The sequence below is a fragment of the Flavobacterium sp. TMP13 genome (genome assembly GCF_050847115.1).
GTDB lineage: Bacteria > Bacteroidota > Bacteroidia > Flavobacteriales > Flavobacteriaceae > Flavobacterium.
The window spans coordinates 2,666,768-2,692,553 of the sequence record NZ_CP193656.1 but is presented as its reverse complement, the minus strand read 5'-3'; the positions used below and the strand labels follow the sequence as shown (position 1 = coordinate 2,692,553).

The window sequence follows — 25,786 nt, the reverse complement described above, 5'->3', positions numbered from 1 at the left end:
TTTAATCAATTTTAATCACACAAAAGTAAAATTATCTAACATAAGCAGCTACTATTTTTTAATCGTAAAGACAAACTTAGACCCAACGCCCAATTCAGATTCGACATAAATGATGCCATGTAACGATTCGACAATTTTTTTGACCGTCGCCAACCCAATACCATTTCCCTTCTCTCCAAAACGATCATTGGCCGACAAAACTTCAAACAGTTGAAAAATTCGTTCATGGTGCTCTTCTGCGATACCATAACCATTGTCTTTGACCGAAAATCTATAAAAATTTTCTTCTTCTAAAACTTCGATTTCGATTTTTGCAGTTTCTTTATCGTTGTACTTTAGTGCGTTAGCAATTAAATTTATTAAAATTTGCTCAATTGCTGTTTTATTAATGGTTATAAAATCAAGCTTTGATTGCAGCGCTATCGAACAGTTAATGCTAAAGGCAAAAAGATCGGTAAGGTCTTGTTTTAGCTCTTGTAGATTTACTGCTGTCTTACTGTGTAGCAAATTGGTGTCTGATTTACTGTAGAGCAACAAACTATCAATCATCTCTTTTAATTTTATCGAAGAAGTCTTTATCATATTCAGAATTTCTTTTCCTTCTTGATCAAAAGCTTCGCCATAACTTTCTACAAAAAAATCGGTCAGTCCTGTAATATTATTTAAGGGAGACTTTAAGTCATGTGCTGCGATTTGTGCAAACTTCTCGAGCTCTACATTTTTTTTTCTAAGTTTACCCATCGTGCTTTCCAATTCCATTTTATTTAATCGCAATTCTAGCAACTTTAAAGTTTGATTGGCTAATGCTTTTAACGAAATAATTTGGTTTGGAGTTAGCTCTCTAGGAACTTGATCGATCACACATAAAGTACCCAAAGGCAATCCTTTCTCAGTTACTAAAGGAACTCCTGCATAAAACACCACGTTAGGTTCACCAATGACAACAGGATTGTCAAAAAAACGCTCGTCTTCTCTACTGTCTGGAACAATAAATACATCATTGGGTTTATTAATCGCATGCGTACAAAACGCATAATCGCGGGGTGTTTGAAAAACATCTAAACCAATTCGCGATTTAAACCATTGGCGATCGTTGTCTATAAAGGTCACCAAAGAGATGGGAGTATCGCAAATTTGCGCAGCTAAAAAAGTCAAATTATCAAATTCAGTTTCAGATAAGGTATCTAAAATAGCATAAGACTCTAGTGATTTCATTCGTTCTTCTTCGTTTTTATGTAAGGCTGCTTTAATCATAATTGTATGGTATTTTTGTTTGATGAATTTACAATTTTTGCAGTTCTTACCATACTATTATTACCTATTTTTTCTTGTTTAACAAACCTTTACCTTATTGTTTAAAACTTTTTAAGCTAATTTTAGTATTTCAGTAACAGTTGCGTAACGCTCTTATCAGTACCTTCTCATTTTAAAATTTCCAAATTAAAATCTATCTTCGCTTCACTAAGCAAAAAGAAAAAAAATAGAGACATTAGATTAAGTTTATAGAACCAAATCTATTTTCAATATCTGACTTAGCTCTTATTATTTACAAACTCATTTTATAATTTTCAATTTCTACAATGTCAAATCTGCTACTAACTCCAATCGAATATTTAAAAGGCGTCGGTCCCAATCGAGGCGAATTACTTCGAAAAGAGTTGGGCATTCATAAATACCGTGATTTGGTTAACTTTTTTCCCAATCGATATATTGACAGAACGCGTTATTATAAAATTAATGAATTACAAAATGCGACTACCGAAATGCAAATTATTGGTAAGATCGTAAATATAAAAACAGTTGAATTTGGTAAAAATCAAAAACGTTTGGTTGCCACTTTCGTGGATGATACTGGGCAGATGGAATTGGTTTGGTTTCAAGGAATAAAATGGATTAAAGAAGCGCTAAAAATAAATGAAGTTTCTGTTATTTTTGGAAAGTGCACTTCGTTTAATGGCATGTTTAATATGTCTCATCCTGAAATTGAAGTCCTAGCAGAACATCAAAAAAGTCTGCGCTCGGCGATGCAACCTGTTTATCCTTCTACCGAAAAATTAGCCAATCGTGGCATTACGAATCGGGTCATTAATAAATTGATGGAGCAATTGTTTATCGAAACACAAACCTTGTTTATCGAAACTTTGCCTGATTATTTAATTAATGAACTCAAACTAATTCCTAAAAAGGCGGCTTTGTTTAACATTCATTTTCCTAAAAGCACTGAACTTTTAGCGAAAGCGCAATTCCGCCTAAAATTTGAAGAACTGTTCTTTATTCAGTTGCAGTTAATTACCAAAAATCTCATCCAGAAACATAAAATAAAGGGGCATCCGTTTACCCAAGTGGGTCACTATTTTAATGAATTTTATCAAGATCACTTGCCTTTTAATTTAACAAATGCACAAAAGCGCGTAATTAAAGAAATTCGTGCCGATATGGGTAGCAATGCGCAAATGAATCGTTTGTTGCAAGGTGACGTGGGTTCAGGAAAAACCATTGTTGCCTTTATGAGTATTCTACTTGCCATAGATAATGGTTTTCAGGCTTGTTTGATGGCACCAACGGAAATTTTAGCCAATCAGCATTTTGTGGGGCTTTCAGAGTTAGCACAGACTTTAAACATCAATATAAAAATACTAACTGGCTCTAGTAAGATTGCAGCCAGACGAATTATTCACGAAGAATTAGAAAATGGAAGCCTGCACATTTTAATAGGAACGCATGCTTTATTGGAAGATAAAGTGAAATTTAAAAATTTAGGATTAGCAGTTATCGATGAGCAACATCGTTTCGGAGTCGAGCAACGCTCGAAGTTATGGAAGAAAAACACCATTCCGCCGCACGTTCTAGTAATGACCGCTACTCCTATCCCGAGAACTTTAGCGATGAGTTTGTATGGAGACTTGGATATTTCGGTGATTGACGAGTTGCCTCCTGGCAGAAAACCAATTCAAACTGTGCACCGTTTCGATAGTAATCGTTTGAAAGTATGGAAATTCTTGCGCGATGAAATTGCATTAGGCCGACAGATATATATAGTTTATCCGCTAATTCAGGAATCTGAAAAAATGGACTACAAAGATTTAATGGACGGTTACGAAAGTATTTCTAGAGATTTTCCGCTGCCGCAATACTCGATTTCAATATTACACGGAAAAATGAAACCCGCTGATAAAGATGCCGAGATGAAACGATTTTCAGAAGGAAAAACTAACATAATGGTGGCAACTACAGTGATTGAGGTCGGCGTTAATGTACCAAATGCTAGTGTGATGATTATTGAAAGTGCCGAGCGTTTTGGTCTTTCTCAATTGCACCAATTGAGAGGCCGTGTTGGTCGAGGTGCCGAACAAAGTTATTGTATTTTAATGACTTCATATAAGTTGAGCGCCGATAGCAAAACCCGAATGGAAACCATGGTACAAACCAATGATGGTTTTGAAATTGCAGAAGTAGACTTAAAACTTAGAGGTCCAGGCGATTTAATGGGAACACAGCAAAGTGGCGTACTTAATCTTCAAATTGCTGATATTGTAAAGGACAGAGATATTCTGGCTCTAGCACGTAATTACGCCATGACCATACTTAAAAAGGACTCGGCTTTGCAGTTACCAGAACACGCAACTATGCGATCTGTTTACATTGAACTGACTAAAAAGAAAAATATCTGGAACTATATAAGTTGATTTTATTTTACAAAAATTATGAAAATTTTTACACTTTAATTATGCCAATTAGGTCCTCTAATAATTAATTGATCTGTTTTTTTGTATAAAAACTATATTAAACCTTTGCTATTTTATTCGGTCTAAACTGGTGTTGTTTTGTTCATTCGCAAAACAATAGTTGTATATACAATTGTTAAAGTGCCGCGAAGCGCGCTTCTATTGTTTACAAAAACCTAAATTTGCAATCTTACTTATTAAATGTTAATTAATTCTAGTTTACTTCCATACCAATGAAATTAAAAAACTTAGTTCTCGTCTTACTCGCAATTATAATTGTGGGTTTTATCACTTTCCGAATTTTTGCTAACAAAGAGAAAAATGCTGCTGCAAAAAATTTTAAAGGAAATAAAACAGCCATGCAAGTAAGCGGAGTAGTTGTAAAGAGCTCGACTTTTAATAACACTCTGTCACTTTCTGGCTCGATAGAAGCCAATGAGCAGGTTGAAATTCGAAGTGAAGTTTCTGGAATTGTAGAAGGCATCTATTTTAGCGAAGGCACTTTTGTAAAAAAAGGTCAAGTTTTATTTAAAGTAAACGACATCGAGTTAAAAGCACAATTGCAACAAGCAGTGACCAAAGAAGGCTTAGCTGGAGAAAATGCAAGACGCGCCAAACTATTACTTCAAAAAGAAGCAATTAGCCAAGAAGAATATGATGTAGCCAACGCCGACTTTGCTTCCACTAAAGCACAAACGCAATTGGTTCGTGCTCAAATAGCAAAAACAGCTGTAAAAGCTCCTTTTTCAGGTAAGATTGGTTTACGATCGATTTCTCCAGGAACCTACATTACTCCAGCCATTTTGGTTGCCAAATTAGTAAACACCAATCAATTAAAAATTACCTTTTCAGTGCCAGAAAAATATGCCACGCAAGTTAAAAACAAAACAGTAGTCAATTTTACAGTTTCTGGGTCTTCGGCAAATCATACTGCAATTATTTATGCTATTGAACCCGAGGTTGAAGTAGCGACAAGAACACTACAAATACGTGCCATTGCAGAGAATCAACAAGGTAAATTATTTCCTGGAACTTTTGCAGAAGTGCATTTGCCTTTGGCAACAATAACCGATGCCATTGTTGTTCCTTCGGAAGCAATTATTCCTGTTCAAGGTGGAAAAAAAGTTTTTATTTCTAACAATGGAAAAGCCAAAGAGGTAATGGTTGATGCCGCGACAAGAACTGAATCTGACATTTTGATACTTTCTGGTTTAAACGTGGGAGACACTTTAATTACAAGTGGTGTAATGACGTTAAAAAACGAAACTCCAGTAAAAGTTCAGATTAAAAACTAAACTTAGAATTACAACACAGTCATTGTTTAAAGTAAAAAATTAAACTCCAAAAAATAAAAAAATATAATGAGTTTATCCACCATTAGTATAAAAAGACCCGTTCTAACCATTGTCCTAAATGTTACCATTATTTTGTTTGGACTAATTGGATACAGCTTTTTGGGCGTTCGGGAATTTCCTTCAATTGATCCTGCTCAGGTTTCGGTTCGAACGAGTTACACGGGAGCCAATTCTGATATTATCGAATCTCAAATTACTGAGCCACTCGAAAAAGCTATTAACGCCATCGATGGAATTCGAAACATCACATCGTCGAGCAATCAAGGAAGTAGTAATATTACAATCGAATTTAATTTAGATAAAGATTTAGAAGAAGCTGCAAATGATGTGCGTGACAAAGTTTCGCGTGCTATTCGAAGTCTTCCGCAAGATATCGATGCGCCTCCTGTGGTTTCCAAGGCAGATGCCGATGGAGATGCTATTATATCGATGACCGTGCAAAGTGAAACTCGAAGCCAATTGGAATTGAGTGATTATGCCGAAAATGTCATTTCGCAAAGACTCGAAACGATCCCTGGTGTCAGCAGTGTGCAAATTTGGGGACAAAAGCGATACGCGATGCGTTTGTGGATTGACCCTGTCAAATTAGCTTCGTATGGCATAACTGTATCCGAAATTAGAGATGCCTTAAATGCACAAAACGTAGAATTACCTTCAGGGAAATTGACCGGTAGCAACACCGAATTGACCGTGAAAACAGTTGGAAATTTAGCTACTGCCGAACAGTTTAACAATATTATTGTCCGTTCGGAAGGCGAAAAAACAGTTCGATTTAGCGATGTAGGAACGGCAGTTTTAGGACCAGAAAATATAGAAACCAAGCTGAGTCAATCTGGCAAACCGATGATTGGTTTGGCCATTGTACCAATGCCAGGTGCTAACTACTTGGATATCTCCACTGAATTCTACAAAAAATTTGATGCACTACAAAAAGATTTACCGCAAGATATTAAACTAAATATTGCGCTTGACAATACGATTTTTGTTAAAAATTCAGTTTTAGAAGTAGCCGAAACACTAGGAATTTCGATCGTTCTTGTAATTTTAATTATTTATTTATTTTTTAGAGATTGGGCTATTGCATTTCGTCCATTAATTGACATTCCTGTTTCGTTAATCGCTACCTTCTTTATTATGTGGATGTTCGGCTTCTCGATCAATGTATTGACTTTGCTAGCGATTGTATTGGCTACAGGTTTGGTCGTCGATGACGGAATTGTAGTTACCGAGAATATTTTTAAGAAGGTCGAAGAAGGAATGTCGCCAATTGAGGCAGCGATCAAAGGTTCTAACGAAATATTTTTTGCCGTAATTTCTATTTCAGTTACCTTGGCAGCGGTCTTTTTACCGGTGATTTTCTTAGAAGGTTTTGTGGGCCGACTGTTTCGAGAATTTGGGGTCGTAATTGGCGCCGCCGTACTTATTTCTGCCTTTGTCTCCCTAACATTGACACCCATGTTGAACGCTTATTTAATGAAAGGTGGAGAACAGAAAAAATCAAAATTTTATGTAAGAACCGAACCGTATTTCGAACAATTAAATAGTGGTTATGCCAACGCATTGAAGAAATTTATGGCTAAAAAATGGCTGAGTTTTCCAATTATTATTGCCTGCTTTGGAATGATTTATTTATTTTTTAATGTATTGAAAAAAGAAACTGCACCTTACGATGATCGTAGCTCTATTGTGATGCGAATGGCTACTCCAGAAGGTTCCACCTATGAATATACCGATCGATTCATGCAAGAAATCTCTAAATTGGTTGATGATTCTATACCAGAGAAGAAAGTGGCTTTGGTGGTTTCCTCCCCTGGCTACGGTTCCTCTTCGGTCAACAGTGGTTTTGTTCGTATAACCTTGAAAGAAAAAGGCGAAAGAGAACGTTCTCAACAAGAAATTGTAGATAAACTTTCACAATGGACGAGCCAATATCCTGAAGCACGGACATCGGTTACCCAGCAACCCACAATTGCGGTAAATAGACGTGGAGGCTTACCCATTCAGTACATTATACAGGCACAAAACTTTAAAAACTTAGAAGAAAAAATTCCATTATTTATGGAAGAAGCATCTAAAAGTGATGTGTTCTCCATGACTGATGTAAATCTGAAATTCAACAAACCCGAATTAAATGTGAGCATCGACAGAGAAAAAGCGCAAAGTTTAGGCATTTCAATTAAAGATATTGCACAAACATTGCAGCTTTCTCTAAGCGGACAACGCTTTGGCTATTTTATTAAAAATGGCAAGCAGTATGAAGTTATCGGTCAGTTTGACGAAAAAGATCGCTCGAAGCCATTGGACTTAACGTCTATGTTTGTAAAGAACAATAAAGGAGAATTAATTCAGATGGATAATGTTGTTTCTATTGAGGAGCAAAGTAATCCACCACAACTGTACCACAATAATCGATACATGTCGGCTACGGTTTCTGCAGGTTTGGCTCCGGGAAAAAGTATCAGTGACGGTATCGAAGCAATGGATCAAATTAAAGCAAAGGTTTTAGATGATACTTTTACAACCGACTTAGGAGGCGAATCTCGTGACTTTGTTGAAAGCAGTTCCAATACCTCCTTTGCGTTTGGACTGGCTTTATTATTAATATTTTTAATATTGTCGGCACAATTTGAGAGTTTTATTGATCCACTTATTATCATTTTAACCGTACCAATGGCAGTAGCGGGTGCTTTATTTTCGCTTTGGTTGTTTGATCAAACCTGGAATATATTCAGTCAAATTGGTACCATTATGCTGATTGGTTTGGTGACCAAAAACGGTATCTTGATTGTGGAGTTTGCAAACCAACTCCGCGAACAAGGAAAAGATAAATATGAAGCAATAGTGGAAGCTTCAGAAGCGCGTTTGCGTCCTATTTTAATGACAAGTTTGGCGATATCATTAGGTGCTTTGCCAATCGCAATGTCTTTGGGAGCAGCTTCTACAAGCCGTGTGGGAATGGGAGTGGTAATCGTGGGAGGAACTATTTTCTCTTTGGTATTGACTTTATTTATAATACCAGCTTTATACTTTATGTGGTCCAGAGCACGCAAACATTATCCCGAATTTGACCATATTGATGAATACGAAAGAGAAATTGAAAAGCATTAAAACTATGAATTCTAATAAAAATATATTCTGTCTTTTCTTTGCCTTTCTATGTACAGTAGCAAGTGTAAATGCGCAGGAACTTTTGACTATCGAAGATGCCGTAAAAATTGCATTAGATAATAATTTTGAAATAAAAATTGCATCCAATAATTTACAAATCAGCGAAAACAATAATACTATAGGTAATGCTGGTATGTTACCTATCGCAAAAGCATCAGTAGTTGACAACAACAGCATTCAAAACACGTCTCAAACCAGACAAGACGGTACATCTATCGCTTTAGATAATGCTAAAAATAATAATTTAAATTATGGAGTTGGCTTAGATTGGACTGTTTTTGACGGACTACGAATGTTCGCGAGAGCCGAGCAATTAGAAGAATTGAAAAAATTAGGTGAAAACGAATTAAAGAGGACGGTGTTGCTAAAAATAGGACAAGTAAATTTAAACTATTACGATTTGGTTCAGCAACAACAGCAGCTAACAGCTATAGATTCGAGCATTTCAATTTCAAAAGAGCGATTACAGTTGGCTAAAAACCGTTTTAGTATTGGAAAAGCTTCAAAACTGGAAGTACTAAATGCTCAAGTTGATTTAAATACTGATCAAGTTGCGCTTTTACGTCAGAAGGAAACTTATCAAAATACCAAGATACTGCTGAATCAGATCTTAGCTCGTGATGCAAACACACCTTTTACAGTAGTTGATGCTTTAAAAGTAAATGCACAACTAAAATATGATGAATTATTAAATTTATCTCAAAAACAAAATCCAGCTTTACAAGCACAAATTATTAACAATCGCATCGCAGAGCTGCAATTAAAGCAAGTAAAAGGAAATCGTTATCCGATTTTGACTTTAAATTCGGGTTATAATTTTGCCGATAGTAAATCAAGTTTAGGCTTTACAAGCCAAGCAAATTCGAAAGGTCTGAATTACGGCTTTACAGCCTCGATGACTATTTTTGATGGTTTTAACCAAAACAGAAACGAAAAAAATGCAAAAATTGAAGTGGATAATGCTCTTATTTCATTGGAGCAGCAAAATCAGTTTTTAATAGCTCAATTAGCAATTAACTATCAAACGTATTTAACTAATATTGACTTGATTAGCCTAGAAGCAAATAACGAAGCGATAGCGAGACAAAATTTAGATATTACAATGGATAAATTCAAAATTGGAACAATTACCACTTTAGAATTTAGAACTGCTCAATTAAACCATGTCAATGCAAAACTGCGGTACAGCAATGCGCAATTTCAAGCAAAATTATCTGAAATAGCATTAAAAGAATTGACAGGAACAATCAATTTTTAGATTAAATCAAGCTCTTAATTGCTACAAGAATGCTTTACTAAACTATAAAAAATTTCCAAAATATGCTGATTTTAAAATCAATTATGTTCTGGAAGCTTTTTTTACTTGTAAATAAAACACCTATTTTTAGAAGATACATTTTTGTTACAATTTTCTATCAATTAATTGAGGACAAATGAGTAGAAACTGGAGGTAAAATATCAAATAGACGCTATTATATTGAACAATAAAAAAGAAAAATAGTTTTAAACTCCCGTAAGCAATCGCTATATTTACATCTTGAAAAAAGAATAATAAAGTTACCATGAAAATATCGTACAACTGGTTAAAACAATTCGTTAAAATAGACAATACTTCAGAAGAAACAGCCGCTTTATTGACGGATTTGGGCCTTGAAGTTGAAGTTGTTGAAAAATACCAATCAGTCAAGGGAGGATTGGAAGGCGTTGTGGTTGGCCATGTCTTAACATGTGTAAAGCATCCCGACGCTGATCGTCTAAACATAACTACAGTTGATATAGGGCAAGCAAATCCATTACAAATTGTTTGTGGAGCTGCCAATGTTGCTGCTGGTCAAAAAGTAGCAGTAGCAGCTATTGGAACTGCTTTGTACGATAAAGAAGGAACTGAATTTACAATAAAAAAAGGTAAAATTCGCGGACAGGAGAGCCACGGAATGATCTGTGCTGAAGACGAACTAGGTCTTGGAACAGCTCATGACGGAATTATGGTTTTGGACGCAGAATTAAAACCAGGCACGCCAGTTTCTGGTATTTTTGAAATTGAAAATGATGAAGTTTTTGAAATTGGATTGACTCCAAACCGAGCTGATGCAATGAGTCACTACGGAACTGCTCGTGATTTAAGAGCTGGGTTGCTTCAAAAAGGAACACATTTTGAACTTATTACTCCATCCGTAAGTAATTTTAGAGTGGACATGCGAACGAATAAAATTGATGTTTCTGTAGAAGAGCCAACACTTGCACCTCGTTATTGTGGTGTTACTATTTCTGGTATTACGATTGAAGATTCGCCAAACTGGTTGCAAAATCGATTAAAGGCAATTGGCATTACGCCAAAAAACAATATTGTAGACATTACCAATTACGTGTTGCATGAACTAGGACAACCTTTGCACGCTTTTGATACTACAAAAATTAATGGTAAAATATCGGTAAAGAAATTACCATCTGGAACCAAATTTATCACCTTAGATGATGTTGAAAGAACATTAAATGAAGAAGATTTAATGATCTGTGACGATAAAGGACCACTTTGTATTGCTGGTGTTTTCGGAGGAAAAAAATCTGGAGTGACGGAAAGTACGACTTCTATATTTTTAGAAAGTGCTTACTTTAATCCTGTAAGCATCAGAAAAACAGCCAAGAGGCACCAGTTGAGTACCGATGCTTCTTTCCGTTTTGAAAGAGGAATTGATCCAACCATTACGGAATATGCTTTAAAGCGTGCTGCTCTGCTGATCAAAGAAATTGCTGGTGGTGAAATTACATCTGATATCGTTGATATCTATCCTAAGAAAATAGAAGATTTTTCTGTTTTTTTAAATTTCAAAAATGTTTCTAAAATTATTGGACAGGAAATTCCAAAAGATACTATCAAGAAAATATTAGTTTCTTTAGATATTAAAGTTAATAGTATTTCTGAAACTGGTCTTGGACTTACAATTCCGGCATACCGCGTTGATGTGCAGCGAGAAGTTGATGTAATTGAAGAGATTTTGCGTGTTTACGGATACAACAACATTAGCTTTTCAAATAAGTTAAACGCTACCGTTCTGAATTCACCTAGAACCGAAGATTACAAAGTTCAAAATAGTATTGCGGTACAGTTAAATTCGCAAGGATTTCACGAAATGATGAATAATTCATTGACCACTGCGAACTACGCAAAATTATCTTCTTTATTAAAAGAAGAACATAATGTAACCATGCTAAATCCTTTGAGTGTCGATTTGGCAACAATGAGACAGTCCTTATTATTTTCTGGATTAGAAGCAATATCTTATAATATTAATCGTAAAAATTCTGATTTAAAATTATTTGAATACGGAAAAACATACCATAAATATTTGAATGGTTACGAAGAGCACAAACATTTAAGCCTTTTTATTACGGGAGACAGAAACAAAGAGTCGTGGTCTAATCCATCAAAATCAACCGATTTCTTTTTACTGAAAGGATATGTTTCTGGAGTACTATCACGTTTGGGAATTCAAAAGTTAACAAACAATCCAACAGAAGTTGACATTTTTTCAGAAGGGACTGCTATTTATTACGGACACGAAGCTCTTGTGGATATGGGAGTGGTTAAGAAATCGATTTTAAAAACTTTCGGAATCAAGCAAGACGTTTACTACGCTGATTTTAATTGGGATTTAATTTTGAAAATAATAACTGGCAAAATTAAATACACAGAAATTCCGAAATACCCGGAAGTACGTCGCGATTTAGCGTTGCTAATTGATCAAAATGTAACGTACGATAGTATTTATGCATTGGCCAAACAAACTGAAAAATCACTCTTAAAAGACGTTAATTTATTTGATGTTTATCAAGGTGCAAACTTACCCGAAGGTAAAAAATCGTACGCGTTAAGTTTTACCATTCAAGACAATGCTAAAACATTAACTGATGCACAAATAGATAAGATAATGGCCAAGCTGCAAAAAAGCTTTGAAACTGAACTAGGTGCTAATTTAAGATAATGACATACCTCTAAATAAAAAAATCCGTTTCAAAACTAGTTTTGAAACGGATTTTTTATTGCTATAAAAATGAGTTAAACGCATTTCCAATTTAAAACTGCTTATTTTTGACTTTATTTAAAGCTGCTTTATAATTTTCATTAACCTTGTCCCAGTCGATGATTTTAAAAAAAGCATCGACATAATTTTTCTTTTTATACTGATAATCTAAGTAATATGAGTGTTCCCATAAATCTAACACCATAATCGGCAATCCAGGAACCAAAGCATTTTTCATTAGCGGATTGTCTTGATTGTCTGTCGTCGTAATTTGCAACTTCCCTGCTTTATCGACAACAAGCCATGCCCAACCCGAACCATACTGTTTCATCGATTTGTTTTTAAACTGAGTTGTAAAATTAGCATAAGATCCAAAATCTTTTTTTATGGATCCCGCAATTGTATCGACAGGTTCTAACTTACCTTTCGGACTCATACTTTTCCAATATAAGGTATGATTGTAATACCCACCAGCATTGTTTCGCAATGCAGCATCATTTAAATCTAATTTATAGAGCATTTCTTCAATTGGCATATTCTCGTACGCAGTTCCTGCGACAGCTTTATTCAAGTTATTAGTATAGCCTAAATAATGCTTAGAATAATGAATTTCTAAAGTTAAAGAACGAATCATTGGTGCTAACGCATCATAGGCATAAGGAAGCTTCAACACATCAAACGAACCTGGATCTGCCTTTACATCCAAAGGACTTCCAATCAAAACCTTCTCATCTTTAGTTGGTAATGGCACTTCAACCACTTCAATTAAATTATCATCTTTACAAGAAAACAAACAAAGTGAAGCTGCAAAAAACACGGATAAAAGGAGATATTTTTTCATTAAGATAAATATTATTTTTAGTGGAATAATTACGTTATGCTTTAAAATGCTTCACTTAAGAAATCTTTTATTTAAGCATACCATTTACTCCATTTCAGTAATAGTGTTTACTATTTCTATGTAGGCCTCTTTCGCTTCAGCAATAGTATAATGACTAATTTGCATCCAAGCATTTGTCTTAAAAGCGTCTCTTAAATCAAAACTGTTCGAATTGTTGTATACAGCAGTTCCAAAAGTAGCTTGCTTGTAAAAAGCATATAAACGCAATTGCATGTCTGGTGCTAAGGAATTTTTTGTCATTTTCGACGCACTTTCCACCGCGTCCGAAAAGCGAGTATCTAAATCTTTTACTGTCATTAAAGCTTTTTTGCTATAATAGTTTTACCACCTATAGCTTTTTGATTTAAAACTACATCAATTGGTGTACCGATAGGTAAAAATATATCAACCCTAGAACCAAATTTGATAAATCCAGCATCCGTTCCTTGAACAACCTGCATCCCTTCTTTGGCGTAATTTACGATACGTTTAGCCAATGCACCAGCAACTTGACGGTATAAAATTGCACCAAAACTTTCGTTTTCTACTACAATTGTGGTTCTTTCATTTTCTTCGCTTGCCTTAGGATGCCAAGCTACTAAAAATTTACCAGGATGGTATTTACTAAATTTTACCAGTCCGCTAATTGCGTAACGCGTAACATGCACATTTAGAGGAGACATAAAAATCGAAATTTGAAGACGTTGATCTTTAAAGTATTCGGATTCGTAGACTTCTTCAATAACAACAACTTTTCCATCTACAGGAGCGATAATTGTATTAGAATCAATAATTGCACTTCTTTTAGGATTTCTAAAAAATTGCAAAACAATAATTAAAACTAAAAGTGCTCCAATTTGCAAGGCCATTCTCAACCAAACCATTTCAGTTATGAAATAATCGGTACCTAATAGTACGACTGCTGTGAAAATTGTTGCTAAAAAAATCGATCCAGTTCCTTCTTTATGAAACATAATATAAAATTTGATATAATAAAAATACAATTGGTGCTACAAATATAATACTATCTAAGCGATCTAAAACACCACCGTGTCCTGGCATAATGGCACCACTATCTTTTACTCCTGCCACACGTTTAAACTTAGATTCCACTAAATCACCAACGGTTCCAAAAATAGCTGCAATAATAGCGATATTAACCCAAACAGAGTGCGCTCCGTCAATATAATATTCTGAAATTAACAAGCTGGCAATAATGGTAAAAACTACTCCGCCTAGAAAACCTTCAATTGTTTTTTTAGGTGATATTTTTTCGAATAATTTATTTTTACCAATAGATTTTCCAACAATATACGCAAAGGTATCATTAGTCCAAATCAAAATAAAGATGCTTATGATGATCTTTGGATTATATCCTTTTATTCCAAATGGGATTTTAGTGATAAAAATGAAAGGTAAAACTATATAACCTACCAGGTAAAAATACTTCTGAAAGATATTAAAATCAACTTTATTATCATCAAATAAGAAAAAAATGCATCTCACCGTGGATAGTAGTGCAATAAACAACAGTATCTGATCGTAAGTGCGATCTAAATGATACTGATAAGCTAAACTATACAAAGCGGTCGCAAGTATGAATGGGAATATCACGTTCAGATTAACTAGTAAACAAAATTCATAAACTGCGATAAGCAAAAATACACCGAATAGTAAAAAAAAGCTATCCGTTGAATATCGAATGGAAGCAATTAATAATATTATGTATACAGCTCCAGAAAGTGCTCTCTTGAGGGTCTCATTCATATTATAAATCTTCTAATAACAACAGGTAGAGGTTTTTAGCAACGCTACCGTATTGTGTAAAATCTTCTTCTTTTGCTTTTTCAAAGTATTTCATAGCCGTGATATTGGTTGGAATATCTTTGTCGTACTTTCTTTTTATAGCACTCAATGCATCACTTTTAGTATGCAAAATTTGACTTGTTGTTCCTACAATTACAATATTAATAGGTAACTCGTTAGGTTTATGCTGTTTAATTTGTTTCGAAGAAAATAAAATAGATCCCTCTTCTGCAATTAAATTTTCACAAGCCGCTAATAAAAATTTAGCATCTGTACTATTTTGAAACGGTATTTTATTTTCATTTAAAAGCTTAAAAAGTCGAGGTTCATAGCATATCGCGTGATTTTCAAACCAGTCGTTTTCTGCTAATATATTTTCGAATTGCTCACTAACTTCTTTTAAATTTTCACAATATAAAAATTTACCTCCATTTTTTTTAAAATTAAAAATGAACTGCTCGTCAGGTGAAAGCTCAGGATCAGTAGTGGGGCTATAATACTCGCTAGTGTTTTCCTCTTCGGATGCGTCGTTACTAGAGCCAAATATCTTTTTAAAAAAATTCATTATCTATGTAGTACTTTACAAGTTAGTTGAAAACGTTCAAAGATAAAAAAATCTTAATTCAAAAGTAGTTTTTGAATTAAGATTTTCTAAATAATCCTATAAATACGTATAGTTTACGAAACTTGCTCTTCTAAATTTTTATCAAAAGTACGTTTCCCAAAAATTGCTTCTAAATCGTCTTTAAAAATAACTTCTTTTTCTATCAGTATATCAGCCAATTGATTTAATTTGTCTTTGTTTGCTTCCAATAAAACGATTGCTCTTTGGTACTGACTTTCAATTAAAGCTGAAATTTCTGCGTCGATAACTTTTGCCGTTTCTTCTGAATAAGGCTTAGAAAAATTATAGTCACTTTGCCCAGACGAATCATAATAAGTTACATTTCCGATTTTATCGTTCAAACCATATATAGTAACCATCGCTTTCGCTTGCTTTGTAACTTTTTCTAAGTCGCTTAAAGCGCCTGTTGAAATACGATTGAAAGTAACTTTTTCGGCTGCTCTACCTCCCATTGTCGCACACATTTCATCCAACATTTGATCGGGATGAACAATTTGACGCTCTTCTGGTAAATACCATGCAGCTCCTAAACTCTGTCCGCGAGGAACAATAGTAACTTTTATTAAAGGTGCAGCATGCTCTAGCATCCAGCTCACAGTTGCGTGACCTGCTTCGTGAATAGCAATTGCTTTTTTCTCTGCAGGAGTAATAATCTTATTTTTCTTTTCTAAACCACCAACAATTCTGTCGACAGCATCTAAGAAATCCTGTTTATCTACGGCAGTTTTATTATAACGCGCCGCAATTAATGCTGCCTCGTTACAAACATTTGCAATATCAGCACCCGAAAAACCTGGAGTTTGTTTGGCCAAAAAGTCTAAATCAAGACCCTCTACTTTTTTCAATGGTGCTAAATGAACTTGAAAAATTTCAGCTCTTTCACGAACGTCTGGCAAATCAACATAAATTTGCCTGTCAAAACGTCCTGCCCTCATTAATGCTTTGTCCAAGACATCTGCTCTATTGGTTGCAGCAAGTACAATGACATTAGAATTGCTTCCAAAACCATCCATTTCTGTCAACAGTTGGTTTAATGTATTTTCTCTTTCATCATTACCACCTGACATATTACTTTTTCCACGAGCTCTACCAACAGCATCAATTTCATCGATGAAAATTATTGCAGGTGCTTTTTCTTTAGCTTGTTTAAACAAATCACGAACACGAGATGCTCCTACTCCTACAAACATTTCCACAAAATCAGAACCTGATAAAGAGAAAAAAGGAACCTGCGCTTCTCCTGCTACTGCTTTCGCTAATAAGGTTTTACCAGTTCCCGGAGGACCTACAAGTAGAGCTCCTTTTGGAATTTTACCTCCTAAATTAGTGTATTTATCAGGGTTTTTCAAAAATTCAACTATTTCTTGAATTTCTTCTTTTGCACCTTCTAAACCGGCAACATCTTTAAATGTGGTTTTAATATCTGTCTTCTCATCAAAAAGTTTTGCTTTTGATTTTCCGATGTTAAAAATTTGACCACCGCCACCAGCTCCACCACCAGACATTTTGCGCATGATAAAAATCCACACACCAATGATAATGATAATTGGAAGTAAGCTGATTAGAATATCACTCCAATTGTTTTTTTGCAAGAAATTAAAGTCTTTCAGCTTCCCTTCGGTTACTGCTTTCTCTAATTTACTTTGAAATATCTGATCATTACCAATCTCTAATGTGTAGTGAGGACCTTTGTTAGGTCTATCAAATACATCTTTAGAAACCTTAGCATTTTCTTTCTCTTTTAATGCATCGGCATTCAAAAACACTTCAGCTTCGGTTTTATTATAAACCACCACTTTTTCAATTTGACCTTTTTCTAAAATTTTATTAAAATCAGAAGAAGTCAATTGTGCTGGTTCCTCAAAACTTGATCCTCCAGTTGCAAAACTTATAAATAGAAAAACTAAAAGTATTGCCGTGTAGATTAACCAAGGACTTACCTTAAATTTATTTGGATTATTATCTTTAGCCATTTGAAGAAAATTTCTTTAGTATTTGTTTTCGATTGAAGTAATTTTAGCATCACCCCAAAGACTTTCAATGTTGTAATATTCTCTGATGTGTTTTTGGAAAACGTGAACTACGATGTTGACATAATCCATCAAAACCCATTCAGCATTGTCAGTTCCCTCAACATGCCAAGGTTTGTCTTTTAATTCTTTAGATACGATTTTTTGGATAGAGTTAACGATCGCGTTAACTTGAGTATTTGAAGTACCGTTACAAATAACGAAATAATCACACACTGCTGTGTCAATTTCTCTTAAGTCTAGTATTTCGATGTCATTTCCTTTTACTTCTTCAATTCCTTTGATTATGTTCGCCAAGAGAACATCGTTATTAACAGCCTTTTTAGTCATGAATTATTTTATATAAGTTTGTAAAGTTACCAAATTTTGTCTTTATTTTTGAACCTTAACAAAATATTAAATTTATAAATTAAATTGTATAAATGAAACTAATCAAACTCGATGCCATAGATTCGACAAATGACTTTCTAAAATCATTAAATAATCAGGAGCAATTGGGGAACTTTACCATGGTTACAGCTGAAAATCAGACCAAAGGTAAAGGACAAAGAGGAACGTCATGGAACTCTGAAGTCGGTAAAAATCTAATACTAAGCGTTTTGATTAAAGATTTTATTTCTTCAAATGAGCACGTTTTTAATCTTTCCGTAATCAGTTCATTAGCTGTAATATCGGTGTTAGAACAATGGAATATACCGAATTTAAGTATAAAGTGGCCAAACGACATAATGTCATACAATAAAAAAGTTGGCGGAATTTTGATAGAAAACACTTTAAAAAGTGGCGGAACAATAAGTTCAATTGTAGGAATTGGCTTGAATGTCAACCAGAAGGACTTTGAAAGCTTACCAAAAGCATCTTCGTTGGCAGTTATTTGCAATAAAGAATTTGACAAATTTTTATTACCTGAATTAATTGTTACCCAAATGCAAGAATTGATCAATGAATGGAAAACGCAGTCGGAAAGTTTATGGAAAATTTACTTTAATAAATTGTTCAAAAAAGGAATTCCTATGCCTTTTAAAAACCAACAACAAAAAACGTTTATGGGAATTATTGTGGGAGTAACGCCATTTGGACAGTTACAAGTACAATTGGAGGATGATTCAGTCGCTTCGTTTGATATTAAAGAAATTCAGATGCTTTTTTGAGGAACGGTTAAAATTAAAGAGGTTCAAAGTTGCAAACCTTCAGAGCTTCCAAAATTAAATGATTAACACCATTCAAAGCCACTGCGTACTCAGCTTTAGAAGTCCGAGAAACTATTTTTTAAGCATAAAAAAAGTCCGTTTAGAAATTTTCTAAACGGACTTTGTTTTTTATAGCAATAAATACTTATAGTTTCGTCATATTTGTCGCGAGCGCTTCAATGAATTTTCCAATAGGTCCTTTAATCATCATCGCCATCATTGGGTTAAAATCTCCTTCAAAATCAAGTTTTACAGTACTTGATGCATCAGAAATAGATTCGATATTGGAAACCAAAGTAAATGGCAACTTATCGCTCGCAGCACCCAAAACAATTTTACTTGGTGCTACTTTCTCTTTCATTTTTAATTTTATTTCTGGCATACCTTTCAAACCAAAAATAAAAGCATCTTCTCCGATAACTTCAAATTTCGCAATGTTATCTGGCATTAATTTTTCGAAATTTTTCACATCACTCAACAAATCAAATAATTCTTGAGCCGATTTTGAAACGGTAACTGTAGGACTTTGTAAATTCATTTTATGTATATTAATTGTAAGTGATTCTTTTATTGATTCCAAGTTGCAGGATTAACGCTCCATTCTTGCAAAGTTTCTAAATCATCTTTAGAAATGTACTCTTTTGCAACAGCCAAATGTAATAAATTTGAGTAATTACTCAAAGTAAATAAATCGATGTTTGCTTCTTTAAAATTTTCTTCGGCAATACCAAAACCATACGTAAAAATAGCTGCCATTCCCAAAATATCAGCTCCTGCACTACGCAATGCCTCTACTGCAAGCAAACTACTTTTTCCTGTACTGATTAAATCTTCAACAACGACAACTTTTTGTCCCGCTTCAAAATAACCTTCGACTTGATTTTGTCTTCCATGTTTTTTTGCTTCAGGTCTCACGTACACAAAAGGAAGATCCATCGCTTCGGCGACCAAAATTCCAACGCCTATCGCGCCTGTAGCAACTCCAGCAATCACATCTGGTTTTCCAAATTGTTTTTCAATGCTCTCCGCAAAAGCGTCTCTAACATAATTTCTGATGCTAGGAAATGAGAGAATTAGCCTGTTGTCACAATAAATTGGTGATTTCCATCCCGAAGCCCATGTAAAAGGATTTTTAGGATTCAATTTAATTGCATTTATTTGCAAAAGTAACTCGGCTGTTTTTTCGGCAGTATCTTTATTAAAAATCATACTACAAATGTATAAAGTTTTTGTAAACGACAAACCACTTTTTTTGACAAATGAAATCTCCAAGGAGACTAATTTTCAATTATTCTTGCTTGAGAGCATCGATATTGAACAACTTATTGTGAAAATTTTTCAAAATAAAATTCAACAAGCTTATCTTTATCATCCTGATGAAAAAGAAATAATGAAAACTTTAAAATCTAAAATCCCTGTAACTAAGGCTGGTGGCGGTTTGGTCTACAACAAAAAAGGTGAAGTTTTGTTTATTTTTCGAAATGGCAAATGGGATTTACCAAAAGGCGGCACAGATAAAGGCGAGTTAATTGAAGACACGGCCATGCGGGAAGTTGAGGAAGAAACGGGCGTAAATCAGCTTAAAATTAAAAATAAGTTGCAAAAAACGTATCATATTTTCAAAAGAAATGGAAAATACAAGCTTAAAATTACACATTGGTTCGAAATGCACAGCACTTTTGACGGAGTTTTAGTTGGTCAAGAAGACGAAGGCATTGAAAAAGTAGCGTGGTTAAATCCAGAACAAATTCAAGAAGCGCTTAAAAATTCTTACGAAAACATCAAACTATTATTTGAAGAAGAAAAGATTGGAAAGTAAAAATTATGCTGATTGAAATGAAAAAAGCCTCAAAATTAAATCTATTTTGAGGCTTTTTTTTATTAATTTTCGTCTTCTTCGTCTGTCGCATGAGATTTAGAGTAATTTCTCCATTTCTCGATACAGCTTTGAAAATCTTGCGGAAGTTCTGTATCAAAACGCATCATTAGTCCAGTTGTTGGATGTTTAAATCCAAGTGTTTTAGCATGCAATGCTTGCCTTGGTAACGCTTTAAAACAATTGTCTATGAATTGTTTGTATTTGGTAAACGTAGTTCCTTTTAGGATTAAATGACCGCCATACCGTTCGTCGTTAAATAAAGGATGTCCGATGTGTTTTAAGTGCGCACGAATTTGATGTGTTCTACCGGTTTCTAACTGACATTTTATCAAAGTTACGTATCCAAAACGCTCTAAAACTTGGTAATGCGTAACCGCTGGCTTTCCTATTTCTGGATCAGCAAAAACGGCCATTTGCATACGATCTTTTACATGACGCGCTAAATTCCCTTCAATTGTTCCGCTTTCTTCTGCCACATTTCCCCACACTAAAGCCACATATTCCCTTTCGGTGGTTTTAGCTTCAAATTGCTTGGCTAAATGCGTCATAGCCGCCTCTGTTTTTGCAATAACCAATAAGCCAGAAGTATCTTTATCAATTCTGTGAACCAAACCTGGTCGCTCAGAACTATTCAGTGGTAAATTCTCAAAATGATAGGCCAAAGCATGAACTAATGTCCCCGTATAATTGCCATGTCCTGGATGTACTACCAAACCTGGCTCTTTGTTTATCAACAACAAAGCATCGTCTTCGTAAACGATATTTAGCGCAATATTCTCAGGAATAATATGATTTTCGAACGGCGGATGCGATAACATAATCGTAATCACATCAAACGGTTTTACTTTGTAATTGGATTTTACCGCAATATCATTTACGTAAATATTTCCTTCAGTAGCGGCATTCTGAATCTTATTTCGAGTAGAATTCTCGATCATATTCATCAGATATTTATCAATTCGCAACAAAGCTTGTCCTTTCGGAATTTCAAATCTATGGTGCTCAAACAATTCTTCTTCTAAATCTAAATTTTCTTTATTACTGTTCATCTGGTGCGTTTTCGTCTCCTGCTTCAATTGTATCATTTGCCTGACTTTCATCAACATAACTCGCTTTCCCATCTCCTAAAACCAAATCGATCTTAGATGCTTTTAGAACGCGGTCTCCTACTTTTAAATTTCTTCCTTTGTAACGCATTTCTAAAACCATGTCTTTTCCAAGATTTGGAATATAGGTAATTGTTCCTTCTTCTAAGCCTAACGCTTTTAAAGTTGGAACTGCTTCACGGTACGTTTTCTCAATTAAATCTGGAATTCGAACAGATGAAAATCCAGAAGCATTAATTTTAATATATATTTTTCGGCCCACTTTTACTTTAGTTCCTGGCTCTGGATCTTGTTCTACTACGCTACTTTTTGGAAACTCGCTTCTATAATCTACGCTATCCAAAAGCACGTAATCCAAATCAATACCATCTAATTTTTTTTCTACTTGCTCTTCTGTCAATTTACGTAAGTCAGGAACAGCTAGCTCATGACCGTGATCGGTTGTAAACGTCAGCCAGTGCATGAATAAATAGATTAAAACAGCGCTTGCACCGAGGGCAATTAAAACTTGCGTCCAAAAAACACGACTTACTAGATATTTACGTAAACTCATAGATTAATTTTTATTGGTGGCAAAGATAAAGCTATTTCGTTTCAAAAAAAATGATAATTTTGTTTAGCATACGTTTAATCGCCGATTCGGTTAGACAATTAACCTATTAAAGTTATCAAATGAAAAACATTGCCATCGTCATGGGCGGATATTCGAGCGAATTTAAAATCTCACTAATTAGCGGTAACGTAGTTTATCAATATTTAGATAAAACGAAATTTAACGCTTATAGAATTCATATTTTAAAAGAGAAATGGGTTTATGTTGACGAAAATGAGACTGAATTTCCTATTGACAGAAACGACTTTTCTACTACTGTCAATGGCGAAAAAATAAATTTCGATTGTATTTTTAATGCCATTCACGGCTCTCCAGGCGAAGATGGTTTGCTGCAGGCGTACTTTGAACTACTTGAGCTGCCGCATACTTCTTGCGATTATTATCAGGCTGCACTAACTTTCAATAAACGCGATTTGCTTTCTGTTTTAAAACCATACGGAATTAAAACAGCTACGTCGTATTACCTAAATAAAGGCGATGCAATCTATACCGACCAAATTGTAACAAAGGTGGGCTTACCGTGCTTTGTGAAGCCAAATAAAGCAGGTTCAAGTTTCGGAATTTCGAAAGTAAAAACTGCCGCAGAATTGCCAATTGCAATTGAAATGGCGTATAAGGAAGATAATGAGATTATTATTGAAAGTTTTCTCGATGGCACAGAAGTTTCGGTTGGCGTAATTAATTACAAAGGAAAAGTGACGGTTTTACCTATTACCGAAATAGTTTCTGAAAATGATTTTTTTGATTATGAAGCGAAATATTTAGGAAAATCCCAAGAAATTACTCCAGCTAGAATTTCAACTGAAATGACTGAAAAAATAGCAGAAATTGCCAAACGTGTTTACGAAATTTTACAAATGAAAGGTTTTTCTCGAAGTGAATTTATTATCGTAAATGAAGAACCGCATATGTTGGAAATGAATACGATTCCGGGTTTAACAACCGAAAGTTTATTGCCTCAACAGGCCGAAGCAGCTGGAATTACATTAGAAGAATTGTTTTCAAACGCAATTGAGTTAGCAATCAAAGAGTAATCTCAAACGTTTAGTCGTATAATTAGAAAGATTCACAGATTTAGTTATTTCATCACCTTGAGTCTATAAATTTTTACACTACTATTTTATTTCAAATAATAAAAATAGAAGAATAAATTATTAAAAATTAGCATAAAAACAGATGAAAACATTGGATTGGAAAAGAATATTATTTAATGATTTACCGCCTTACTTTTTAATTGAGGTATTTTTTCGATCGATCATTATGTTTGCTGTATTGCTTTTAGCGTTAAAAATTACGGGAAAAAGAGGTGTCAAGCAATTGTCTGTCTTTGAAACCGTAATTATAATTGCTTTAGGTTCTGCTGCGGGAGATCCTATGTTGTATGATAATGTTGGCTTATTACCGGCTGTAACGGTAATAGTCGTAATTATTTTATTTTATAAAGGCATTACGTGGCTAACGGGAGTGAGTTCTAAATTTGAACAATTTATCGAGGGAAAAACAGAGTGTATCATTGATGAAGGTGAATTTTCTCTGCGATCATTTAAAAAGGAAAGTTTGGCTCAGGATGAATTTTTTCAGGAACTTCGAATGAAGTCTATTGAGCATTTAGGACAGATAAAGAATGCTTATGTCGAAACTAGTGGGGAAATAAGCACCTTTTATTACCCTGATGAAGAAGTAAAATATGGCCTACCAATCGTTCCTCAGTTATACAATCAAAAGTCGGAGATAGTAACCTATAATGGTACATACGCTTGCTCTTTCTGCGGAAATATACAAGAGTTAACAACGGACGGCGGAACTTGTGAAAATTGCAGCAAAAAAGAATGGGTGCTGGCAATAAAAACAGTACGAATTGGATAACTACTAATTTGCAGTGTTATCCTTTGTACCTTTGAATTAGTAAAATCAGAACTCAAAATAAAAAAATGAGAAAAGCCATATTTCCGGGATCTTTTGACCCGATAACTTTAGGTCACGAAGACATTATAAACAGAGCCATTTCACTATTTGATGAAATTGTAATAGCCATTGGTGTTAATGCAGATAAAAAATACATGTTCTCCCTAGAAGAGCGTAAGCATTTTATCGAGGAAACTTTTAAAAATGAACCGAAGGTAAGCGTAATTACTTACGAAGGTTTAACAATTGACTTGTGTCACCGAATTGGTGCTAATTTTATTTTAAGAGGTTTACGTAATCCTGCTGATTTTGAATTTGAAAAAGCTATAGCACACACCAACAGACGTTTGTCTAAAATAGAAACCGTCTTTTTATTAACCGCTGCCAAAACTTCTTATATTAGTTCGAGTATAGTTCGTGATGTTTTACGCAATGGCGGAGAATATGAAATGTTGGTTCCAGAAGCCGTACGAGTACAAAAATAAAAAGTCTAATATCTTAAACTTGGCAAACGAAAGATTTAACTGTACTTTCGCCCCAATAATTGAAAATAGAGAGAAATGAGTTTAGATAGAGAATTAAATAAACGCAGCGGATCGAAATGTGAATTGTGCGCAGCAACTGAAAACTTAAAAGTATATCAAGTTTTGCCTACTCAAAAAGGTGGAATTGACGAAGCCATCATGGCATGTGATACCTGTATCGATCAAATCGAAAATGCTGGTCACGAAGATTTAAACCATTGGAGATGTTTGAACGATAGCATGTGGAGTGAACACGTTGCGGTGCAAGTCGTAGCATGGAGAATGTTGAGTCGTTTAAGAAATAACGGATGGCCTCAAGAACTGTTAGAGCAAATGTATTTTGACGAAGATACCTTGGCTTGGGCTCAAGCTACTGGCGAAGGCGAAGATGATGAAAACAAAATTGTTCACCGTGACAGTAACGGAGTTATCTTAGAACATGGAGACTCGGTAGTTTTAATTAAAGATCTAAAAGTAAAAGGATCTAGCATGGTAGCCAAACAAGGTACTGCAGTTAGAAACATTCGTCTCGATCATGAAAATGCCGAATATATCGAAGGGAAAGTCGATGGTCAGCAAATTGTAATCATCACACAGTATGTAAAGAAAATTTAATACATTTTATCATTACAAAAAATCCGCTACATAATTTAGCGGATTTTTTTTGCTTTATACCCAATGATCTCTTTTAAAACGTAGATGACTTTGAATTAAAAGTGATTAACGAAAAAGTTCAAAATATTTTTTTATTATGATTTGTAAATGTTTCCAAAATATACTTTTGATTCTTAAAAGGGAATTCATTTTTAAAAGATTTCAAATACATTTGACTTTTTTCGTAGTCCAACAAATAAATTTATTATAGGATTAATTTGATTAAAATTTACTATTTTTATTTTCATATTTGGTAACCTAAGCATAGGTTATTGTCCCTGAGCGACTTATAAAAATAGAGGAA

Annotated in this window: 23 protein-coding genes; 11 read left to right on the top strand and 12 right to left on the bottom strand. The window is 34.4% G+C overall.

What is annotated here, in order from left to right; genetic code table 11:
- Positions 1 to 51 precede the first annotated feature (51 nt).
- Positions 52 to 1,254: a sensor histidine kinase gene (locus ACRASX_RS11790; RefSeq protein ID WP_432221361.1), complete on the bottom strand. Its 1,203-nt coding sequence runs from the start codon at positions 1,252 to 1,254 to the stop codon at positions 52 to 54.
- 326 nt (positions 1,255 to 1,580) lie between these two features.
- Between ACRASX_RS11790 and recG the strand changes: the two genes are divergently transcribed.
- From recG to pheT, 5 genes are all read left to right on the top strand, one after another.
- The gene (gene recG, locus ACRASX_RS11785) at positions 1,581 to 3,686 is read left to right on the top strand and encodes an ATP-dependent DNA helicase RecG (RefSeq protein WP_066308017.1); all 2,106 of its coding nucleotides are present in this window, start codon (positions 1,581 to 1,583) and stop codon (positions 3,684 to 3,686) included.
- Positions 3,687 to 3,958: 272 nt separating this feature from the next.
- Complete coding sequence (locus ACRASX_RS11780) at positions 3,959 to 5,020, top strand: efflux RND transporter periplasmic adaptor subunit (protein WP_066308020.1); 1,062 nt, start codon at positions 3,959 to 3,961, stop codon at positions 5,018 to 5,020.
- A 66-nt stretch (positions 5,021 to 5,086) separates the two neighbouring features.
- Complete coding sequence (locus tag ACRASX_RS11775) at positions 5,087 to 8,188, top strand: efflux RND transporter permease subunit (protein WP_432221360.1); 3,102 nt, start codon at positions 5,087 to 5,089, stop codon at positions 8,186 to 8,188.
- A 4-nt stretch (positions 8,189 to 8,192) separates the two neighbouring features.
- Entirely contained in the window at positions 8,193 to 9,506 is a 1,314-nt protein-coding gene (locus ACRASX_RS11770; RefSeq protein WP_432221359.1) for a TolC family protein, read from the top strand.
- Between the two features lie 304 nt (positions 9,507 to 9,810).
- The gene (pheT, locus tag ACRASX_RS11765) at positions 9,811 to 12,231 is read left to right on the top strand and encodes a phenylalanine--tRNA ligase subunit beta (protein ID WP_432221358.1); all 2,421 of its coding nucleotides are present in this window, start codon (positions 9,811 to 9,813) and stop codon (positions 12,229 to 12,231) included.
- Between the two features lie 91 nt (positions 12,232 to 12,322).
- Here pheT and ACRASX_RS11760 read toward each other — a convergent pair whose 3' ends face one another.
- From ACRASX_RS11760 to rsfS, 7 genes are all read right to left on the bottom strand, one after another.
- Positions 12,323 to 13,111 (bottom strand): superoxide dismutase, encoded by a 789-nt coding sequence (locus tag ACRASX_RS11760; RefSeq protein WP_432221357.1) that lies wholly within the window; start codon positions 13,109 to 13,111, stop codon positions 12,323 to 12,325.
- Between the two features lie 84 nt (positions 13,112 to 13,195).
- On the bottom strand, positions 13,196 to 13,468 hold the full coding sequence (locus ACRASX_RS11755; RefSeq protein ID WP_066308028.1) for an acyl-CoA-binding protein: 273 nt from the start codon (positions 13,466 to 13,468) through the stop codon (positions 13,196 to 13,198).
- Complete coding sequence (locus ACRASX_RS11750) at positions 13,468 to 14,124, bottom strand: phosphatidylserine decarboxylase family protein (RefSeq protein WP_066308306.1); 657 nt, start codon at positions 14,122 to 14,124, stop codon at positions 13,468 to 13,470. Before ACRASX_RS11750 ends, ACRASX_RS11755 begins: the two co-directional genes overlap by 1 nt.
- Positions 14,114 to 14,917 carry a phosphatidate cytidylyltransferase gene (locus ACRASX_RS11745; RefSeq protein WP_432221356.1) on the bottom strand — a complete coding sequence of 268 codons (804 nt, stop codon included), beginning with the start codon at positions 14,915 to 14,917 and terminating at the stop codon, positions 14,114 to 14,116. Before ACRASX_RS11745 ends, ACRASX_RS11750 begins: the two co-directional genes overlap by 11 nt.
- 1 nt (position 14,918) lies before the next feature.
- Complete coding sequence (locus ACRASX_RS11740) at positions 14,919 to 15,521, bottom strand: lactate utilization protein B/C (RefSeq protein ID WP_066308034.1); 603 nt, start codon at positions 15,519 to 15,521, stop codon at positions 14,919 to 14,921.
- 113 nt (positions 15,522 to 15,634) lie between these two features.
- Positions 15,635 to 17,554 (bottom strand): ATP-dependent zinc metalloprotease FtsH, encoded by a 1,920-nt coding sequence (gene ftsH / locus ACRASX_RS11735; protein WP_066308037.1) that lies wholly within the window; start codon positions 17,552 to 17,554, stop codon positions 15,635 to 15,637.
- 15 nt (positions 17,555 to 17,569) lie between these two features.
- Positions 17,570 to 17,941, bottom strand: coding sequence for a ribosome silencing factor (gene rsfS, locus ACRASX_RS11730; protein WP_066308042.1), 372 nt, complete (start codon positions 17,939 to 17,941; stop codon positions 17,570 to 17,572).
- A 92-nt stretch (positions 17,942 to 18,033) separates the two neighbouring features.
- Between rsfS and ACRASX_RS11725 the strand changes: the two genes are divergently transcribed.
- Positions 18,034 to 18,762 (top strand): biotin--[acetyl-CoA-carboxylase] ligase, encoded by a 729-nt coding sequence (locus ACRASX_RS11725; protein WP_432221355.1) that lies wholly within the window; start codon positions 18,034 to 18,036, stop codon positions 18,760 to 18,762.
- A 184-nt stretch (positions 18,763 to 18,946) separates the two neighbouring features.
- Here the strand turns inward: ACRASX_RS11725 and ACRASX_RS11720 are convergent, their stop codons facing one another.
- Both ACRASX_RS11720 and pyrE read right to left on the bottom strand, forming a co-directional pair.
- Entirely contained in the window at positions 18,947 to 19,339 is a 393-nt protein-coding gene (locus tag ACRASX_RS11720) for an SRPBCC family protein (RefSeq protein ID WP_432221354.1), read from the bottom strand.
- Positions 19,340 to 19,368: 29 nt separating this feature from the next.
- The gene (gene pyrE / locus ACRASX_RS11715) at positions 19,369 to 20,010 is read right to left on the bottom strand and encodes an orotate phosphoribosyltransferase (RefSeq protein WP_066308045.1); all 642 of its coding nucleotides are present in this window, start codon (positions 20,008 to 20,010) and stop codon (positions 19,369 to 19,371) included.
- A 7-nt stretch (positions 20,011 to 20,017) separates the two neighbouring features.
- On the opposite strand from pyrE, the gene ACRASX_RS11710 reads away from it, so the two are divergent.
- Positions 20,018 to 20,620: an NUDIX hydrolase gene (locus tag ACRASX_RS11710; RefSeq protein WP_066308047.1), complete on the top strand. Its 603-nt coding sequence runs from the start codon at positions 20,018 to 20,020 to the stop codon at positions 20,618 to 20,620.
- Between the two features lie 62 nt (positions 20,621 to 20,682).
- Here ACRASX_RS11710 and ACRASX_RS11705 read toward each other — a convergent pair whose 3' ends face one another.
- Both ACRASX_RS11705 and ACRASX_RS11700 read right to left on the bottom strand, forming a co-directional pair.
- Entirely contained in the window at positions 20,683 to 21,729 is a 1,047-nt protein-coding gene (locus ACRASX_RS11705; protein WP_432221353.1) for an RluA family pseudouridine synthase, read from the bottom strand.
- Positions 21,719 to 22,339, bottom strand: coding sequence for a PASTA domain-containing protein (locus ACRASX_RS11700; protein WP_066308053.1), 621 nt, complete (start codon positions 22,337 to 22,339; stop codon positions 21,719 to 21,721). Before ACRASX_RS11700 ends, ACRASX_RS11705 begins: the two co-directional genes overlap by 11 nt.
- 119 nt (positions 22,340 to 22,458) lie before the next feature.
- On the opposite strand from ACRASX_RS11700, the gene ACRASX_RS11695 reads away from it, so the two are divergent.
- The 4 genes from ACRASX_RS11695 (at position 22,459) to ACRASX_RS11680 (ending at position 25,443) form a co-directional block, all read left to right on the top strand.
- Positions 22,459 to 23,433, top strand: coding sequence for a D-alanine--D-alanine ligase (locus ACRASX_RS11695; protein ID WP_432221352.1), 975 nt, complete (start codon positions 22,459 to 22,461; stop codon positions 23,431 to 23,433).
- Positions 23,434 to 23,575: 142 nt separating this feature from the next.
- Positions 23,576 to 24,265 (top strand): DUF421 domain-containing protein, encoded by a 690-nt coding sequence (locus tag ACRASX_RS11690; RefSeq protein ID WP_432221351.1) that lies wholly within the window; start codon positions 23,576 to 23,578, stop codon positions 24,263 to 24,265.
- Positions 24,266 to 24,330: 65 nt separating this feature from the next.
- Positions 24,331 to 24,789 carry a pantetheine-phosphate adenylyltransferase gene (coaD, locus tag ACRASX_RS11685; protein WP_432221350.1) on the top strand — a complete coding sequence of 153 codons (459 nt, stop codon included), beginning with the start codon at positions 24,331 to 24,333 and terminating at the stop codon, positions 24,787 to 24,789.
- A 75-nt stretch (positions 24,790 to 24,864) separates the two neighbouring features.
- The gene (locus tag ACRASX_RS11680) at positions 24,865 to 25,443 is read left to right on the top strand and encodes a PhnA domain-containing protein (RefSeq protein ID WP_432221349.1); all 579 of its coding nucleotides are present in this window, start codon (positions 24,865 to 24,867) and stop codon (positions 25,441 to 25,443) included.
- Positions 25,444 to 25,786: the final 343 nt, after the last annotated feature.